The organism is Nocardia vermiculata NBRC 100427, assembly GCF_001613265.1.
GTDB classification, from domain to species: domain Bacteria; phylum Actinomycetota; class Actinomycetes; order Mycobacteriales; family Mycobacteriaceae; genus Nocardia; species Nocardia vermiculata.
Genome location: NZ_BDCA01000013.1, coordinates 1 through 17,070 on the forward strand (window position 1 = coordinate 1; position 17,070 = coordinate 17,070).

Genomic DNA, 17,070 nt, shown 5'->3' on the forward strand with positions numbered 1-17,070 from the left:
AACTAGGGTGTATGTGCCGGATCACGCGGTCGGATTGTTTCGGCGGTGCTCGGCGTAGAGGGCTTCGCACCATATTTTCAATGCCATGGCAGTGTCGTCGAACGCACGCTTCACCCACGCTCCGCTCTCGGCCATGGTTTCGTGCGCAGCCTCGCCCAGGAATGCGTCGGTCGAGTAGTAGAGACAACGGTTGTCGGTGATGTACTCGATGACTTGATCACGTCGGGCGGCCTGCGGTGAGTCCTCGGTAGCCCGCAGCTCCCACGACAGCAGACGCTCGGGCACCACGGCGCAGACGTACTCGGTCCACGGGAAGGTCTCCGTCTCGCCCGAGTAGTCCGTCAGCGTCATATCGACGGGCGCGCCGAGTGTCAGCGACGATTTCGCCGAGCGACAGAAGGGGTTCCAGTTCGGATAATTTTCGAGGTCGGTGAGAACCTGCCACACGGTACTCGCAGGTGCTTCGATTTCCACCGTTATGGATCGAACAAGTGTGGCCGGGTCATAATTCTGTACGGACAGTTCGGACATTCGACCTCCAGTAGTGAGAGACGCGTCGTTCTTATCCAGCAGCTCGCGTCGTCGGACGTGGGAATGGAAACAGGGTCACGCGATTGCCGCGGCGAACCTCGGATAGTCGAGGTACGTGAGCGGTAGAGGATCAGAACTCGATTTCGATCGGTCCTGAATCGGGGCGCGACTGGCACCCCAGCACATAACCTTCGGCTATATCGTCGGGATCTAGGATGTTCGACTTCTCCATCACGACCTTTCCCGACAGCACGGTGCATGCACATGAACCGCACTCACCCGATCTGCAGGAAAACGGAACGTCGACGCCACGATCCAACAACGCGTCTACCAGGCTTCGGCCGGCGGACCAGCCGAACCTGTGAGTGTCACCGGCAACGTGGACCACGGTCTCGACCGTGGGGCCCGAGGAATCGTCCCTGATGGACCGGGGAGCCTCGAACGGGTCTCCGGAAACCGACACGAATACTTCCTGGTGATGACGTTCCTTCGGTACACCTGCCGATCGAAGTCCCGCGCTCACCGTGTTCATGAACGGCGCCGGGCCGCAGACGAAGACTTCGCAGGACGGGTTCTCCGCCGCCAGCGCCGCAAATTTCTCCCATGGAGGGAAGCCTTGTTTGTCGTCGAGCCAGTAATGCACTTCGAGTCGCTCCTCGAACTCGAGAGCATATTCGTCGAGCTCACGACGGAAAATTACCGATCCGCTGTCGCGGTTTGCATAGAACAGCGTCACCGAGCATTCGGCTCGGAGCAAGGCGGTCTTCAGGATGGAGATCATCGGTGTGATGCCACTGCCCGCCGCGAACAGCAACAAGTCGTCGCCGAAGTTCGTCGGAGTGAACCGGCCCGACGGCGGTAGAGCGGTGATAGAGCTGCCCGGTATCACGTTGTCGCACAACCAGTTCGATCCGTATCCGCCGTTTGTGCGCTTGACGGTTACCTTCAGATCATCGTCGATATCAGGCGCACTCGACAACGAATACGACCGTGCGACGTGTCCTGTGCGATCACTCGGTATACGGATAGTCAAGAACTGGCCCGGCCGATAGTTGAAAAGTCCAGCAGCACCGTCCGGCTTCCGCAGCACGATCGACTTCGAATCTTCGGTTTCTTCGATGACTTCGGTAACGGTCAGTTCGTGCCCGATGTTCATGGTTTGCGAGGTGCTCACGTTCAGTCGCCTACGCTCTCTTTCCTGGAAAAACCCGAGCCGACCCTAGGAAAGCGGCACCCGCTGCGTCTTCTCGAATCCGGCGTACCCCCGTTCCGCAGCGTCGTTGCACCAGTTGGTGTACCGCTGGAATCCGCCTACGTACATCAACAATGCGCGCGGTTTACCCGGAATGTTCGCGCCGGTGTACCAGGAGTCGGTTCTCGCGTGCATGGTGCGCGCGGCGACAGTGTTCATCTCCGCGGCCCAGTCGTCCTCCTGCGCGGCGGTGGCCTCGAAGCGAGAAGTCTGATTGTCGTCGAGATATTCGATCGCTTGCAGGATCCAGTCGACCTGCCACTCACCCGTGGTGATCATCTGCGCCAATACGGACGGGCTACCCGGACCGTGCACCATGAACAGATTCGGGAATCCGGCGGTCATGAGCCCGAGGGCGGTCTTCGGGCCATCGGCCCAGCTGTCGGTGAGTCGTACTCCGTCGAGTCCCGTCACGTTCATCGCCAACATCGACCCGGTCATCGCATCGAAGCCGGTGGCGAAGATGATCACATCGAGGTCGTACTCGGAACGGCTTGTGCGAAGGCCGGTCTCGGTGATCTCTTCGATGGGGTGCGAGCGCACGTCGACCAGAGTGACGTTGTCGCGATTGAAGGTCTGGTAGTAGCCGGAGTCCACGCAGATCCGTTTGCCGCCGATCGGATAGGTCTTCGGGCAGAGCAGTTCGGCGGTCTCCGGGTCGTCGACCATGGCCCGGATCTTGTTTCGCACGAACTCGGCGAGAATTGCGTTCGCTTCCGGATCCGAGGAGGTGTCGGTGAAGGTACGGATGAACTCGAGACCGTTGCGGGAATTCCAGGCGCGCTCCATCACCTCGTCGCGCTCGTCATCGGTGTAATCGAAGATGGAGCGTTGCTCGGCGACATTGTTCATCAGCACGGCGCCGTGCGTGCTCAGCACTTCCCGGCGCCGTTCGGGGTAGTGGGTCTTCCAGTCCCGCTCGTATTCCGGATCCAACGTTCGGTTGAACGACGGGAGGCTGAAGTTCGGGGTCCGCTGGAAAACGGTGAGGTGTTCGGCGACCGCGGCGACCTCGGGAGTCGCCTGGATGCCCGTGGAACCGGTGCCGATCAGACCGACACGCTTGCCGGCGAGATCGACGCCGTCCTTCGGCCATCGCGACGTGTGATACGCCGCGCCCCGGAAACTGTTCAGGCCCGGCCAGTCCGGGACGTTGGAGACGTCCAGGCTGCCGGTGGCCGCGATCACGTACGTGGCGACGAAACGCTCGCCGGATGCGGTGCCGATGTGCCATTCGTCGGTGGCCTCGTCGAAGGTCAGCTCGTCGACACGAGTCCGGAACCGGATGTCGGCCCGCAGGTCGAAGCGGTCGGCGACGTGGTTGGCGTATGCCTCCAGATCCCGCTGCGGCGAGAAGTGCTCCGACCAGGACCACTCCTGCTGGAGTTTCTCGTCGAAGGAATACGAATACTGCATGCTCTCGATGTCGACGCGGGCGCCGGGGTAGCGGTTCCAATACCAGGTGCCGCCGACGCCGTCGCCCGCTTCCAGACAGACGACCCGTCGCCACTGCTGGCGAAGACGGTGCAGGGCATACATTCCGCTGAAACCGGCGCCGATCACGACGACGTCGAAGTGTCGGGCGGTGCGGTCGGTTTCCGGGGGAGAGGCGGACATGATCCTCCAAAGATCGGATCCGCACCAGCGGTGCACGGTGCGGCCTGGGACTGTGTGGGGAGGGGCTACTACCCGAGCAGGGAGCCCCCGTCGGCGACGATGTCGGTGCCGTTGACGAACGATGCATCGTCGGAAGCGAGAAAGACCACGGCGTGTGCGGTCTCCTGCGGGTCGGCCTGACGTTTCAGGCCGGTCGGGGTGTCGCCGGATGCGGTCGTCGGCGACATGTCGGTCCGGATGTTGCCGGGAAGCACGGCGTTGACGCGGATGTTCGACGGAGCAAGCTCGATCGCTGCGGTCCTGGTCAGGCCGCGCAGGGCCCACTTGGACATGCTGTACGCGCCGTGCGCCGGGTAGGACGTGGTGCCGGCGAGCGAGGATACGTTCACGATCGAGCCGCCGCCCCGGGCACGCATGGCGGGGGCGGCCGCCTGGATGCCGAGGAACGGTCCGTGCAGGTTGACGTCGAGCACTCTGTCGAGCTCGGCGACGGTCTCGTCCTCCAGCAGTTGCCGACGATAGATTGCGGCATTGTTGACCAGGATGTCGAGCCCACCGAAGGTCGATGTCGCCGACGCCACCGCTGCTGCCCAGTCGGCCGGGTTCGTGACATCGAGTCGGGTGTAGACGACAGCGGTGCCGAGATCGTCGGCGACCTGCTTGCCCTGGTCGTCGAGTACGTCGCCGATCACGACCGAGCAGCCTTCTCGCGCCAGGGTTCGAACGATCTGTTCGCCCTGCCCACGGGAGCCGCCGGTGACGATCGCGACCCGCCCTTCGAAGCGATTCGGCATGATTCTCCTATTTCGGTCGATGATCGAGGTTCAGCTGTGCAGCGCTCGCCGGATGGCAGCTGTGAAGTCGGCGTTGATTCGCCGCGAGATCGCGGTCTGCGGAAACACTCCCGACGATCCGTGGAAGGTTCCGGGGTAGAGCTGCAATTCGGTGTACACCCCGGCCTGTGTCAATCGCTGTGCGTAGCAGATCCCTTCGTCGCGGAGGGGATCGAACGAGGAGACCGCGATGTAGGCAGGGGGTAAACCGGACAGATCCTGTGCCCGCGCGGGCGCGGCATATTCCGATGTCCGATCCCGGTCGGCATCGGTCCCCAGGTAGTGACGCCAACTGTCGATGGCATTCTGCCGGTTCCACAACGGGGAATCGGTGAACTCGGTCGCGGAAGTGGTGTGTAGGCGGTCGTCGAGGACGGGCGAATCCAGTGCCTGGAAACGTATTGCAGCGCTGCCCGTTTCGCGCGCCTTCAGGGCGACTGCTGCCGCCATCCCGGCGCCGGCGCTGATTCCGGCGACCACGATTCCGGACGAATCGGTCCCGAGGTCGTTGTCGCCGGCCAGCCAGTTCACGGCGGTGAAGCAGTCATCGAACGGCGTCGGAAACGGGTGCTCGGGAGCGAGACGATAGTTGACCGACACCACGATCGCGCCGAGGTCGGCAGCCAGGGCCGACGGAACCCGGACGTCGGTGCCCGCGTCGCCGAAAACGAATCTGCCACCGTGGAAATAGGCGATGGCGGGGAGTGGCCGGGCACTCGAGCCGTCCGGCCGGAACACCACGAGTTCGATGGCCGATCCGTCGGCTGCCGCGATCATCCGTCGCTCCACCGATACGCCCACCGGCACCGCTGTCATCGGATCCGCGGCGCCCATCGAGCGGATGAGCGCTCGGGTCGCCTCGGGCTCGGAGAGATCGAGGCGCGGGAGGGCTCCCATCATCGGCAGGTACTCCGGATCGACGGCGACCGACATCGATTCCTCCTCGCGATAGGCGTGAATGCCGCCGGTCGATCGCGACCGATGCGACGTGAAGTGACCGCAGTCACGGTGACACTGACTGTAGCCAGTGGCTACTCTTTCGTCAACCGATGGATATCCGCCGACGCCGAGGCGGGGGTGACGTCGCCGGGAGTGAGCGTCGCTTCGGATGCGGCGTTACCGTTGCTGCCGGGCATGGTCGCGATCACCACAATGCCCAAAAGCGCTGCGGCGCCGACGACCACCGAAGCGGCATAAGCGTTTCCTGTCGCCTCGGTCAGCTTTCCCGCCAGGTAGGGGCCGGCGCCGCCGCCGATCGCCGAACCGAGACCGAAGCCGATCGCGGCCCCGGTATAGCGAACGGCGACCGGGAACGCGGAGGTGAGCGTGGCGTAGACGGGGACAGCGGACGCTCCGGCCAATCCGACGAGAAGCATGTGTCCCAGCGTGGTGAGGACCGGATTCCCGTCGGTCGCCTTCATGAGGTACATGACCGGGAACATCGCCACCAGGACACCGCCCAGCTCCAGGGTCATGGTGGTTCTGCGGCCTTTTCTGTCGATCATGAATCCGGAGCCGAATCCGACGGCGATGGCGAAGGTCGATGCTGCGGTCGCCAGCCATGCGGTGGCGCCGGGGGTCATGTCGACTTCCTGCTGCAGGAACAACGGTATGTATGCCGGGACCGTGTAGCCGATGGCGAGAACCGATGTGCTGAGCGCGATGACGCGAAGCAATGTCATCGGGTACCGCGTGATCACCGCCCGCAGCGGGGACGACTGCACCTCGTGCTTTCCGGCGAGTCTGCGGAAATCGGGGGATTCCTCCAGTCGGCTACGCAGGTAGAGGACGTACAGCATCATCGGCAGCGACATGAGCAGAGGTATGCGCCAGCCCCACTCGGCCATCGCGGCTTCCGATGACAGGGAGGTGGTGACGGCGACGACCAGCGGGGCCAGCATACTGCCGAACGCGAAGCCGACCGGGGTCATTGCGCTCAGGATGCCGTAATTCGCGGCCGACGCGTGCTCGGTGACGAACGTCGCCGATCCCATCTGCTCCCCGCCCGCGAAGAAGCCTTGGAGCAGGCGGGTGAGAACGAGCAGGATCGGGGCCAGGATCCCTACCGCGGTGTGGGTCGGCAGCAGTCCCATCGCAATTGTGGCGCCCCCCATGCCGGAGATGGTGAGGATCAGTGCGAACCGGCGGCCGTAGCGGTCCCCGATTCGGCCGAAGGCGATACCTCCGATCGGACGCGCAAGGAATCCGGTGCCGAGGACCGCAAGTGAGCTCAGAACGCCGGCCGCGGGGTTGTCGCCGGGGAAGAACTGTGGCGACAGATAGGCGATGAGGAAAGTGAAAACCATGAAGTCGTACGCTTCGACGGCAGTTCCGAAGAAGCCGGCCAGCGAGGCCCTGCGGACCAGGCTGCGGGAAGGCGTGATCTCGGGTGAGTTCATATTGATCCTGTTCGGCAACTGCGCGGAAGTTGCTCTACGGCATAGATGTACGGATCGCAGCGGTGGGTAGGCGTCGGCTCGGCACTCCGCTGGAGCTCACGTACGGAACGCTCCGCGATCATGTCCACGAGTCACCACGAGCGAGGGGTGGTGACTGGCATCACAGTAGCCAATGGCTACGTGCACGTCAACACCGGAGCGCGCTCGAGTGCTACGCGTGAATCGAGCTGTCGCCGATCGTGATAGGTTTGTGTCAATGGGAACCCTCGGCGAATTCGCTGTATCCGTTGACGACGTCTGGACAACGCCGCAGGCGGCGAAATTTCTGGACATCAGTCGTCAGGCGATCAATAAGCGCGTCCAGAACAGGAAACTGCTCGGCTATCCGGGCTCCGGGGTGACATTGTTTCCGGTATGGCAATTCGATGTGGAGAATCGCGGAATCCGTCCGGAAGTCCCCGAGTTTCTCGCGGTATTCGATGAGGATGTCGAACCGCAAGCCATTGCCCGCTGGTCGATTACGAAAACAGACGATTTCGATCGGACGCCGGTCGAATTGTTGCTGTCACCGGACACCAAAGAGGATGCGCTGCGCTTGGCCGGCGCCTACGTGCCCGGTTCGGTCGAAGCGGAGCCCACGCCGGATATCGGCCCCGGCGGGAAGCGCGCGAGTAAAGAGGTCGCCGAATGGACGCCGGCTCGTGCGGGATCGACCGGTCCGCAACACGCCATTCTTCTCGCTGCCGCAGATCTCTTCTCGCGCAAGGGTCCGGCGAAAGTGTCGTTGCGGGAGATCGCCGCGGAAGCCGGTGTCTCGTACGGTTTGATCTACCGCTTCTATCGAACGAAAGAAAACCTGTTGCTGGCGGTGATGCAGTTGCTCGTCACCTATGGTGGCGAGCGTCTGTCCGGTGAAGAAGACGCCTACGCCGCGATCGAGAACTCGTTCGGCGCGGACGTGGACGCAGGTCAGTTCGGTCGGATGCTGGCATGGTCGATCTTCGAGGGAACTCGACCGGATCGTCTGCTCGGCGGTGTGCGTTCACGCGGGTATCAATCCCAGATCGATGCGTTGTGGGACAACCCGGTCGAGCCACAGGTGCGGCCCGAGTTCGATTCGAAAGTGCTCGCATCCCTGATCGCCCTGGTCGGTTCGGTCTGGGATCTGTACGAACCGTATCTCAGCGAGCTTGCCGACAACCCGGATCGCAGCCGAGAAGACGTCCGTCAGGAAGTCACCGACATGCTGAAGGTGCTCGTCTACGCGACCCGGCCGAACAGGTAGGCGCCGGCCTCGGGGCGGGTACGCGGGAACACGCGGAAGGCCCGGGAAGGGGGGCTTGCTCGCGTGTTCTCCGGTCGACATCAGGACGGCATCAGCAGCACACCGCGATCGAGTTTTCCGTTGCGGGCGTCGTACATGAGGGATGCGAAGTCTTCGAGTTCGTAGGTCTTGGTGACGAGTTCGTCGAGGAGTAGCCGCCCGGACCGGTACAGATCGAGATACTTCGGAATGTCTGCGCCCGGTCGGGACGAGCCGTAGCGGCAGCCCAGCACCGACCGATCCATGTAGAAAGTAGTGGCCGGGACCGACAGCCTGGCGTCGGGTCCGGCCACCCCGAGCATGATCAACTGCCCGCCCCAATCGAGCATTTCCATCGCCTGGCTGGTGATCGCCTCACCGCCCACGCAGTCGAAGACGTGGTCGGCGCCGCCGGCGGTGAGGTCGCGCACCGCAGCGACGGTGTCGCCCGCGGCGGCATCGATGAAATGAGTGGCGCCGAACAGGCGCGTCTGTGATTCCTTGCCGGTATTCGTGTCGATGGCGACAATCGTTGCCGCACCGGCGACTCGCGCGGCCTGAACGACATTGAGGCCGATGCCCCCGGCGCCGATGACCACCACCGAGTCGCCGGGGGCCACACGGGCACGGTTCAGTACCGCTCCGGCGCCGGTCAGTACGGCGCAGCCGATCAGGCATGCGGTCGACAGCGGAATGTCTTTCGGGATCGACACAGCCTGCACGGCTCGGACCACGATTCGCTCGCTGAAGGTCGAGAGTGCCGCGTAGTTGTGGATCGGTGTGCCGTCGAGCTCGAAGGGGGTTGCCGTCTTTCCGAACGATTCACGGCACATGGTCGGATGTCCGGACGTGCACGAAGGGCACTGGCCACACGTCGCCAAGGTTGACAGCACCACATGGTCGCCGACCGCGGGCTGGGTGACGCCCGCTCCGACGGCCTCCACGATGCCCGCGCCCTCGTGGCCGAGAATCACCGGGGTCGGGAACGGGATCTTGCCGTTCACCACGCTGAGGTCGCTTTGGCACAGCCCGCTCGCGACGATGCGGACCTGGACCTCACCGGGGCCGGGATCCCGGACGGTGACGCCGTCGACCAGCTTGTTGTCGGTGCCGTCGAAGACAATTGCTTTCAACCTCTGACCTCGCTGTTCTATGGAGAATCCACCCGCATAACACGCGAAAGCGCGGCCCGTTGCGGTGGGAAATGAAGGGGGCGATGAGGAAAATTCGGCCAGCACTGTGGCTTTCGTCTGAACGATGGTGATGCTATGGGCCGGATAGTTCCGGCGTCAAGCATTTCCCGATGGATTGACGCAGCCGTAGCCAATGGCTACAGTGATGGTAGTCACGTAGCTCTGTCACTGCTTCGCCGGACGCGATCGAGGGTCGTTCGGCCGGGCTCCGGGGGAGTGTCGTGTGGGCGCATATCCCGCGGTTGAGATCCGTGAAAGCCCTTGTCGTAGAGCAGCTTCCGTGTGGTTGCCGACAGTGTCGCTGCTAGAGCAGTTCAGGAGGATGAAGTGTCACCTATGGCGTTATCGATGAGGCCGACGGGGTGGTTCCAGCTCGGTTGGTCTGCTGATCTCGAAGCCGGCGACGTCACACCGCTCCGCTACTTCGGTCATGACCTGGTCGCATACCGCACTGAGGACGGCCGCCTGGTGGTGTTGAACGCATACTGCGAGCACCTCGGTGCCCACCTGGGGCATGGTGGCTCGGTAGCGGGTGACGACATCCAGTGCCCGTTTCACGGCTGGCGGTGGAGTCCGGAAGGCCGCAACACCTGCATCCCGTATCAGAAGGCGACGAACCGGGTGCGCCGGATCGGTACCTGGCCCACCGCCGAGCGCGACGGGATCATGTACCTCTGGCACGACGCCGACGGCGGCGCCCCGCACTACGAGGTGCCCAGCATCTTCGACCTCTTTCCCGGGTCCGGATCGGCGAGTGACTACCACGAGCTGGAAGAAGCCGGCCGCCTCGAGACTGCCGAGCTGCCGATCCATCCGCAGTACGCCGCCGAGAACGGCGTCGACTTCGCGCACTTCAAATACGTGCACCGCGCCGACGAGATCCCGACCGTCGTGCACCGCGAATTCGGCGAATACGACTTCAACACCGAGTTGGCTCTGAATTTCAAACGCCGCGGCCCCGACGGTGAGTTCGAGACCGTCGAGGGACGCACCAAGGCGTCGCTTCTCGGCCTGGGACTGGGCTACTCGTACGCCGACGGCGTCGGCGCCATCTGCGCACTGACGGCGGTGACCCCTGTCGACGACGAGCGCTCGATCCTGCGGTTCTCGGCGTGGGCAAGCAAGGAGAACGGCGAGGACGACGCGCGAGTGGCCAAACGGCTGCGCAGTGCGATCGGACAGGTCAAGGCCGACATCGCCATCTGGGAGCATCAGCGCTACACCGAGCCGCCCGGCCTGGCGACCGCCGAAGCCGCGGGCTTCCGCGACATCCGTAAGTGGGCGCGTCGCTTCTACCGCGAGGGACACCTCGGGCACGGCGCCGCCGAGCAGACCGCAGGCACCGACGGGCTACAGGTGGAAAACGCGTAATGAGAATGGAATTGGCGCCGGAGCAGGAGAAGTGGCGGGCCGAGATCCGGGAGTTCCTCGATGCCGAACTGCCGAAGGAGAACGCCTTCAACCCGGAATTCGACGATGCCCCCGATCGGTGGGCGATCGCCGTCGAGTTCAGCAAGAAGGTCGCGGCCAAGGGATGGATCGGACTGACCTGGCCGAAAGAATACGGTGGCAAGGGATTGTCGCCGATCGAGAACCAGATCCTGCTCGAAGAGCTGTACGCGGCCGACGCGCCGATGATCAACTCGGTCGGGATCTTCCTCGCCGCGGGCACCATTCTGGTGGGTGGCACCGAAGAGCAGAAGAAGCGACTGCTCCCCGATATCGCGAATATGCGAACCCTCTGGGCCGAAGGTCTCACCGAGCCGGAGGCGGGCTCCGACCTCGGCTCGCTGCAGACGAAGGCCGTGCGCGAGGGTGACGAGTGGGTCATCACCGGTCAGAAGGCATTCACCTCGTGGGGGCCGATGTCCGACGTCCTGTATGTGGCCGCCCGCACGGCGACCGACACCGCCTCGCGCGATGCGATCAGCATCTTCGTGGTGGATCTGCAGAGTCCCGGCGTGACCCTCCATCCGATGCGAAACTACGGCGGCGGTGTCCAGTCCAGCACCTACCTCGACCATGTTCGGGTGCCGACGACCTCGCTGATCGGTGAACAGGGTAAAGGCTGGCAGTACATCATGCGCGCCTTCTACGCGTCGGGGACCGTCGAGCCGATCTACGCCATGCAGGAAGCTCGGCTGCGCGAGCTGATCGCGCACTGCAGAACCGTCCCCGGCAAACTCGACGATCCGCACGTGCAGGCCGACCTGGCCGAACTGGCGCAGATCGTCCAGACGCAGCGGCTGCTGGCCTACGAGATCATCGGCGACAACGCCAACGGTCGGCAGACCCCGTGGGGCGGCGGCGTCCAGCAGGTCGCAGCCAAGGAATACGAGCCGCTGTTCGCTCAGGTCTACGACCGGGTACTCGGCCCGGCCAGTCAGTTGCGGCCCGGATCGCCGTACGCGCCCCTCAACGGAAAACCCGAGGCGTGGTACCGCCAGTCGTTCGCCAACCACGCCGGAGGAACGTCCCAACTCAAGCGGATGGTGCTCGCGACGCGGGGCCTCGGCCTGCCGCGATAGGAGCAGATGATGGAATTGGCATGGGGCGAGGACTTCGCCGCCCTCGCAGAGGTAAGCAAATCGGTCTTCACGCGCTACTCGCCGCTGGAGGACCGGTCCAACCACGTCCCGTTCGCGGAACAGGTTGCGCAGTTCGCCGAGCTCGGCTGGCTGCAGCTCGGTGATCCGGCCGCTGCCGACGCCGAGAGTCCGTCGCTCGCGACGATCGCCGCCATCTTCGTCGAAATGGGTCGTGCATTGGCCGCCACGCCGCTGCTGGACCTGACGATGGCCCGCGACGTGGTCCGGTTGATCGGTACGGAGACGTCGACGGCCGTCGCCGAACGGATCGGCAACGGTGCGGCCGTGGTGATTCCGGTGTTCCCGTCCGCCGACTGGGGCCCGCCGGTGTCCTGTGCGAACGGCGTGCTGAACGGAGTCGCGCCGGCCGTGGGCTACGCCGACCGAGCCGACAGCTTCCTCGTGCACAGCGGCGCCGGCGAAAGCATTGTGGCCATGGTGGATTCGAACTCGTCCATCGGCATCGAAGCGATGCCGAACATGGGCGGGCACCCGATATTCGCGGTGACCTTCGACCAGGTGCCGGTGGCAGACGCCGCCGTGCTCGCGCGGGGCAGCGACGCCGACCGCGCCGTCGAGGTCGCGCAGGCGCGTGGCGCGGTGCTGCGCGCCGCGCAGGTCTACGGCGCAGGGCTGCGACTGCTAGACACGACCGTGCGGTATGCGCAGCAGCGTCATCAGTTCGGCGGAGCGATCGGCCGTTTTCAGGCGGTGCAGTACCTGTGCACCGATATCGCGATCGCCGCGCACCTCACCTCGGTGCACACGCGGTCGGCCGCAGCGGCCATCGATGCCGGGGTCGATCCGCAGCCACATATCGGCCTGATGCGTAAGCAGGCCGCGAAAGCCGCGCTGCAGATCGTGCACTCGGCCCACGAGGTTCATGCGGGCATCGGGTACATGGTCGAGTCGAACGTGCACCTGTTCACCGATGCCGCCAAGCGCTGGCAGTACGACTTCGGCTCGGCGGCGCGCAACGACGCCGAGATCGTAGCGGCCCTCGACCGGATCTACACAGGAGTACGACCATGAGCTATATCGACTACCGGGTGGACGGCGCCGTCGCCGTGATCACCCTGAACCGGCCGGACAAGCACAACGCCCAGGACGAGTCCCTGCTGCGCGACCTCGACGCCTGCTGGCAGCAGGCCGCCGGCGACGACGCGGTCAAGGTGATCGTGGTGCGTGCCAACGGCGACCACTTCTCCGCCGGCCACGACCTGAAGACTCCGGCACCGGGTTACCTCAGGGAGGGCAAGACCACCCTGGAGAGTGCCTACGGTTGGGAGACCGAGCATTACCTCGGCTTCTCCCGTAAGTGGCGCGATGTGCCGAAGCCGTCGATCGCGGCGGTCCAGGGGGCCTGCGTCGCCGGTGCGCTCAACGTGATCTGGCCGTGCGACCTGATCCTCGCCGCCGACAACGCCTACTTCAGTGACCCGGTGGTGAAGTTCGGTGTCGGCGGCGTCGAGTACCACGCACATACCTGGGAGCTCGGTGCCCGCCGTGCCAAGGAGATGCTGTTCACGGCTCGCAAGCTCACCGCGGCCGAAGCGTTCGACGCCGGCATGGTGAACCGGGTGGTCCCGCTCGACGAACTCGACACGCAGACAATGGAACTGGCGCACGAGATCTCGCAAATGGATCCGTGGGGCCTGGCGACCGCCAAGCGCGCCGTCAACCAGACCCTCGACATCATGGGCCAGCAGGCCGCGATGCAGTCGGCATTCGACATCCACTGGCACGGACATGCCAACGCGCTGCTCCGCACCGGTTACCCGCTCTTGACACCTGACCCGCTTCCGTCGGAGGCACGGAAGAAGGAAGGGAACTCGTGACCTCGGAGATGGCGCCGAACGACTCGGCGTCGCTGTGGAGTCTGCTGAGGTTGCGGACCGAAGCCACCGGCGGGGCCGTCGCAGTCATCGACGAATTCGATCGGCGCCTGACCTTCGCCGAGGTCGCCGCCGCGGCGGAGCGCGTCGCCGCGGGGCTGCTGGCGCGTGGTATCGAGCCCGGCGCCACGGTGAGCTGGCAGCTGCCCACCCGTATCGACACCATCGTGCTCAGCTTGGCGCTGTCGCGTCTGGGCGTGACCCAGAACCCGATCATTCCGCTGTACCGGGCACGCGAGGTCACGGCGATGATCGAGCAGTGCGCATCGGATTGGTTGATCACCGTGCCCGAGTTCCGCGGTTTCGACCATGCGGCGATGGCCGAGCAGGTGCGTGCGGGGAGCGGTGACAGTCTCGAACTGCTCATCGTCTCCGATCGACTGCCCGAGGGGGATCCGGCCACCCTGCCCGCCGTGCCGCTCGGACGTGGCGAGGTGCGCTGGATCTACACCACCTCGGGCACCACCTCGGCCCCCAAAGGGGTCTGCCACACCGACGGCACGCTCATCGCCGGCGGTGTGGCGCTCGCGGATGCGATCGGCGCCGGCCCCGACGATGTCGGCACCATTCTGTTTCCCTACGCCCACATCGGTGGACCCGATCAGCTGATCGCATCGCTGACCAGTGGTATGTCACTGGTGGTCATGGAGATCTACGAGCCGGTCGCCGCGGTCGAGCTGATGCGCCGCACAGGTGTCACCATGACTGGCGGATCGACCCCGCATTACGCACTGTTGCTCGAGGAGCAGCGGAAGAATCCCGGCACCCCGGTGGTACCGACACTGCGCATGATGACCGGTGGGGGAGCGCCGATGCCGGAGCAGCTGTTCCGGGACGTGCTCGCCGAGGTCGGTATCCCGATTCTGCACGGATACGGCATGACCGAGTGCCCGATGATCACCTCGGCCCGAAGCAGCGACGGTATCGAACAGCTGGCCACCACCTCGGGGCGTCCTGTCCTGGGCTGTGAAGTGCAGATCCGCTCCGAGAAGGGCGACGTGCTGTCCTCCGGTGAGGTCGGCAGGGTGTGGCTGCGCGGCCCGATGTTGTTCAAGGAGTACCGCGCCGGCCGCGAGATCGTGCGCCCCTTCGACGCCGACGGCTGGATGTTCACCGGTGACACCGGGAAACTCGAAGCCGGCGGGCATCTGGTCCTGGTCGGCAGGGAAAAGGATCTGATCATCCGTAAGGGCGAGTCGATCAGTCCGATCGAGATCGAAGAGGTGCTGGCGAAGCACCCGGCGGTCAGCGACGTCGCCGTCATCGGTCTGCCGGATGAACGGTCGGGCGAGCGTATCTGTGCCGTGCTCCAGCTGCGCGACGGCGCCACCGATGTCGGGGTCGACGAGATCCGGGACTACTGTCGCACAGCCGGTATCTCGCCGGCGAAGTTCCCCGAAACAGTCGTGGTGGTCTCGGAGATGCCGAAAACGCCGACCATGAAGATCCGCAAGCAGAGCCTTCGACAGACGGTCATCGCTCAGAGTGTGGGGCCCGGCGCAGCCGCCGAATGACGAGTGCTCCGAGTCCACCCTCAGATTCGAGAATTGGAAGTTTCCTATGCCAGGACGTGGCTACGTAGAGCGTGCCGTCGAGTACGCCGATCCGAACGCATTACGGATGGCGCTGTACCAGGCAACCCGTGATGCGGAGATCGCCGCGATCACCCCCGAGCGCGTCTTCGGTCCGGTGACGGACACAGTGGTGTTCTCCGCCGACGATATCGCGCTCATCCGGGCGAAAGCCGTCGAGTACCTGCTCACCGAACCTGACGAGGCCGCGCTGCCGATCCCGTCACGTGACGAGATCGTCGAACTGCTCGAGATGGCCGAAGCCCGCACGCTGGGGCCCGATGATCTGATCATGCGCCATCACATCCCGGCCTTCGCGGACATGCCTTTTCAGGCGCAGTGGGCCGCAGAGAAAGTCGTCCCGGAGGGGTACCACGTCGCGATCGTCGGCGCGGGCTTCGCCGGCATCGCCATGGGTGTGCAGCTGGCTCAGCTCGGCATCCCGTTCACGGTCTACGAGCGTCGCGCTGAAGTCGGCGGGGTGTGGAGTATCAACACCTACCCCGACGTCCGCGTCGACACGTTGAGCTCCACCTACGAGTACGCGTTCGAGAAGAAGTATCCCTGGACCGAATACTTCGCCCGGCAGTCGGAGGTCCGTGGCTACCTCGAACACGTCGCACGCAAGTACGGCGTGCACGAGCACATTCGGTTCTGCTCCGATGTACAAGGTGCTCGCTTCGACGAGAAGACGCAGCGCTGGACGCTGACCGTATGCAGCGACGACGCCGTCACCGACCTCGAGGCGAATGTGGTGATCGCGGCCAGCGGTGTGTTCGCGACTCCGCGGGACCTGCCCGTGACGGGTGTCTCCGGATTCACCGGGCAGATCGTGCACACCGCCCAGTGGCGCGACGACGTCGAGTACGCCGGGAAGAACGTCGCCATCATCGGCAACGGATCGACCGGAGTGCAACTGCTGTCGAAGGTGGCCGAGAAGGCTGCCTCGGTGGCGGTGTATCAGCGGACACCGCAATGGATTTCGCCGCGCGCCAACTACGGTGTCCCGATCGCGGACGAGCTCCAGTGGCTGATGCAGCAGATGCCGTTCTACTGGAACTGGAACAAGTATGTCGCCGGCCTGAGCACGATCGATCTGCGCAACGTGCTCATGCCGGACGAGGAGTGGATCGCGAAGGGCGGCAAGGTCAGCGAGCGCAACGATATGCTGCGTGAGTCCTTGGTCGGCTACATCTCGAGCCAGGTCGACGGCCGGCAGGATCTCATCGATCGGCTCGTTCCGGATTATCCGCCGATGACGCGGCGACCCGTCGTCGACAACAACTGGTATGCCTCGTTGACCAGGAACAATGTAGAGCTGGTCACGACGCCGATCGATCGGATGACCGATACCGCGATCGTCACCGCCGATGGTGAGGCCCGGAACGCGGATCTGGTGATCGCCGCGGTCGGCTTCCAGACGGAGAAGTACATCTGGCCGACCCAGTACTACGGCATCGGCGGTGTGACGCTGGAGGAGGTCTGGACTGCCCGAGGAGCGCAAGCACATCTCGGGATGACCGTCCCCGGGTTCCCGAACATGTTCATGCTCTACGGGCCCAACTCTCAGCCCGTGGCGAGCGGCGCGGGACTGCCCACGTGGTTCGAGATCTGGACCAGCTACATCGCGCAATGCATCGTCGGCATGCTCGAAAACGGTCGTTCGTCGATGGTCATTCGCCAGGACACGTTCGACGACTACAACGACCAGCTGCACGAAGAGGCCAAGAAGCTCGTCTACCTGATGCCGAGTTCGGCGATACAGAAGAACTACTACGTCAACGAGTTCGGCCGGCTGCAGACGAACGCGCCGTGGAGCGGCGAGAAGTTCTACGAACTCTGTGCTCGCCCCGACGAATCGCACTTCGAGTTCACCGACGGGCGGTAA

Annotated in this window: 14 protein-coding genes; 7 read left to right on the forward strand and 7 right to left on the reverse strand. The window is 64.4% G+C overall.

Annotated elements, in window-relative coordinates:
• Positions 1-21: 21 nt before the first annotated feature.
• From NV2_RS14615 to NV2_RS14640, 6 genes are all read right to left on the reverse strand, one after another.
• Positions 22-474 (reverse strand): SRPBCC domain-containing protein, encoded by a 453-nt coding sequence (locus NV2_RS14615; protein ID WP_245662608.1) that lies wholly within the window; start codon positions 472-474, stop codon positions 22-24.
• Positions 475-661: 187 nt separating this feature from the next.
• On the reverse strand, positions 662-1,687 hold the full coding sequence (locus NV2_RS14620) for a ferredoxin--NADP reductase (RefSeq protein ID WP_067873525.1): 1,026 nt from the start codon (positions 1,685-1,687) through the stop codon (positions 662-664).
• A gap of 63 nt (positions 1,688-1,750) precedes the next feature.
• Complete coding sequence (locus NV2_RS14625) at positions 1,751-3,400, reverse strand: flavin-containing monooxygenase (RefSeq protein WP_067873527.1); 1,650 nt, start codon at positions 3,398-3,400, stop codon at positions 1,751-1,753.
• A gap of 68 nt (positions 3,401-3,468) precedes the next feature.
• On the reverse strand, positions 3,469-4,194 hold the full coding sequence (locus NV2_RS14630) for an SDR family NAD(P)-dependent oxidoreductase (protein WP_067873531.1): 726 nt from the start codon (positions 4,192-4,194) through the stop codon (positions 3,469-3,471).
• 30 nt (positions 4,195-4,224) lie between these two features.
• Entirely contained in the window at positions 4,225-5,166 is a 942-nt protein-coding gene (locus NV2_RS14635) for an alpha/beta hydrolase (protein ID WP_067873534.1), read from the reverse strand.
• A 98-nt stretch (positions 5,167-5,264) separates the two neighbouring features.
• Positions 5,265-6,632 (reverse strand): MFS transporter, encoded by a 1,368-nt coding sequence (locus tag NV2_RS14640; RefSeq protein ID WP_067873537.1) that lies wholly within the window; start codon positions 6,630-6,632, stop codon positions 5,265-5,267.
• Between the two features lie 256 nt (positions 6,633-6,888).
• On the opposite strand from NV2_RS14640, the gene NV2_RS14645 reads away from it, so the two are divergent.
• Positions 6,889-7,917 (forward strand): TetR/AcrR family transcriptional regulator, encoded by a 1,029-nt coding sequence (locus NV2_RS14645; RefSeq protein WP_067873540.1) that lies wholly within the window; start codon positions 6,889-6,891, stop codon positions 7,915-7,917.
• Between the two features lie 80 nt (positions 7,918-7,997).
• Here NV2_RS14645 and NV2_RS14650 read toward each other — a convergent pair whose 3' ends face one another.
• A complete protein-coding gene (locus NV2_RS14650; protein ID WP_067873543.1) occupies positions 7,998-9,068 on the reverse strand; it encodes a Zn-dependent alcohol dehydrogenase in 1,071 nt (356 codons plus the stop codon).
• Positions 9,069-9,476: 408 nt separating this feature from the next.
• On the opposite strand from NV2_RS14650, the gene NV2_RS14655 reads away from it, so the two are divergent.
• The 6 genes from NV2_RS14655 to NV2_RS14680 are packed head-to-tail and all read left to right on the forward strand — an operon-like array spanning position 9,477 to position 17,070.
• The gene (locus tag NV2_RS14655) at positions 9,477-10,499 is read left to right on the forward strand and encodes a Rieske 2Fe-2S domain-containing protein (protein ID WP_168436113.1); all 1,023 of its coding nucleotides are present in this window, start codon (positions 9,477-9,479) and stop codon (positions 10,497-10,499) included.
• Positions 10,499-11,656, forward strand: coding sequence for an acyl-CoA dehydrogenase family protein (locus tag NV2_RS14660; protein ID WP_084474703.1), 1,158 nt, complete (start codon positions 10,499-10,501; stop codon positions 11,654-11,656). Before NV2_RS14655 ends, NV2_RS14660 begins: the two co-directional genes overlap by 1 nt.
• Positions 11,657-11,662: 6 nt before the next feature.
• Positions 11,663-12,748 (forward strand): acyl-CoA dehydrogenase family protein, encoded by a 1,086-nt coding sequence (locus NV2_RS14665; RefSeq protein WP_067873552.1) that lies wholly within the window; start codon positions 11,663-11,665, stop codon positions 12,746-12,748.
• Positions 12,745-13,554, forward strand: coding sequence for an enoyl-CoA hydratase (locus NV2_RS14670; RefSeq protein ID WP_067873554.1), 810 nt, complete (start codon positions 12,745-12,747; stop codon positions 13,552-13,554). Before NV2_RS14665 ends, NV2_RS14670 begins: the two co-directional genes overlap by 4 nt.
• Complete coding sequence (locus NV2_RS14675) at positions 13,551-15,125, forward strand: class I adenylate-forming enzyme family protein (protein ID WP_067873557.1); 1,575 nt, start codon at positions 13,551-13,553, stop codon at positions 15,123-15,125. Before NV2_RS14670 ends, NV2_RS14675 begins: the two co-directional genes overlap by 4 nt.
• 46 nt (positions 15,126-15,171) lie before the next feature.
• Positions 15,172-17,070, forward strand: a complete 1,899-nt coding sequence (locus NV2_RS14680) for a flavin-containing monooxygenase (RefSeq protein WP_157102912.1) — start codon at positions 15,172-15,174, stop codon at positions 17,068-17,070.

Coding starts and splice junctions, on each gene's coding strand:
- NV2_RS14640 (WP_067873537.1), bottom strand. CDS start 6,632: ATGAACTCACCCGAGATCACGCCTTCCCGCAGCCTGGTCCGCAGGGCC.
- NV2_RS14645 (WP_067873540.1), top strand. CDS start 6,889: ATGGGAACCCTCGGCGAATTCGCTGTATCCGTTGACGACGTCTGGACA.
- NV2_RS14625 (WP_067873527.1), bottom strand. CDS start 3,400: ATGTCCGCCTCTCCCCCGGAAACCGACCGCACCGCCCGACACTTCGAC.
- NV2_RS14630 (WP_067873531.1), bottom strand. CDS start 4,194: ATGCCGAATCGCTTCGAAGGGCGGGTCGCGATCGTCACCGGCGGCTCC.
- NV2_RS14635 (WP_067873534.1), bottom strand. CDS start 5,166: ATGTCGGTCGCCGTCGATCCGGAGTACCTGCCGATGATGGGAGCCCTC.
- NV2_RS14680 (WP_157102912.1), top strand. CDS start 15,172: ATGCCAGGACGTGGCTACGTAGAGCGTGCCGTCGAGTACGCCGATCCG.
- NV2_RS14655 (WP_168436113.1), top strand. CDS start 9,477: ATGAGGCCGACGGGGTGGTTCCAGCTCGGTTGGTCTGCTGATCTCGAA.
- NV2_RS14620 (WP_067873525.1), bottom strand. CDS start 1,687: ATGAACATCGGGCACGAACTGACCGTTACCGAAGTCATCGAAGAAACC.
- NV2_RS14660 (WP_084474703.1), top strand. CDS start 10,499: ATGAGAATGGAATTGGCGCCGGAGCAGGAGAAGTGGCGGGCCGAGATC.
- NV2_RS14665 (WP_067873552.1), top strand. CDS start 11,663: ATGATGGAATTGGCATGGGGCGAGGACTTCGCCGCCCTCGCAGAGGTA.
- NV2_RS14670 (WP_067873554.1), top strand. CDS start 12,745: ATGAGCTATATCGACTACCGGGTGGACGGCGCCGTCGCCGTGATCACC.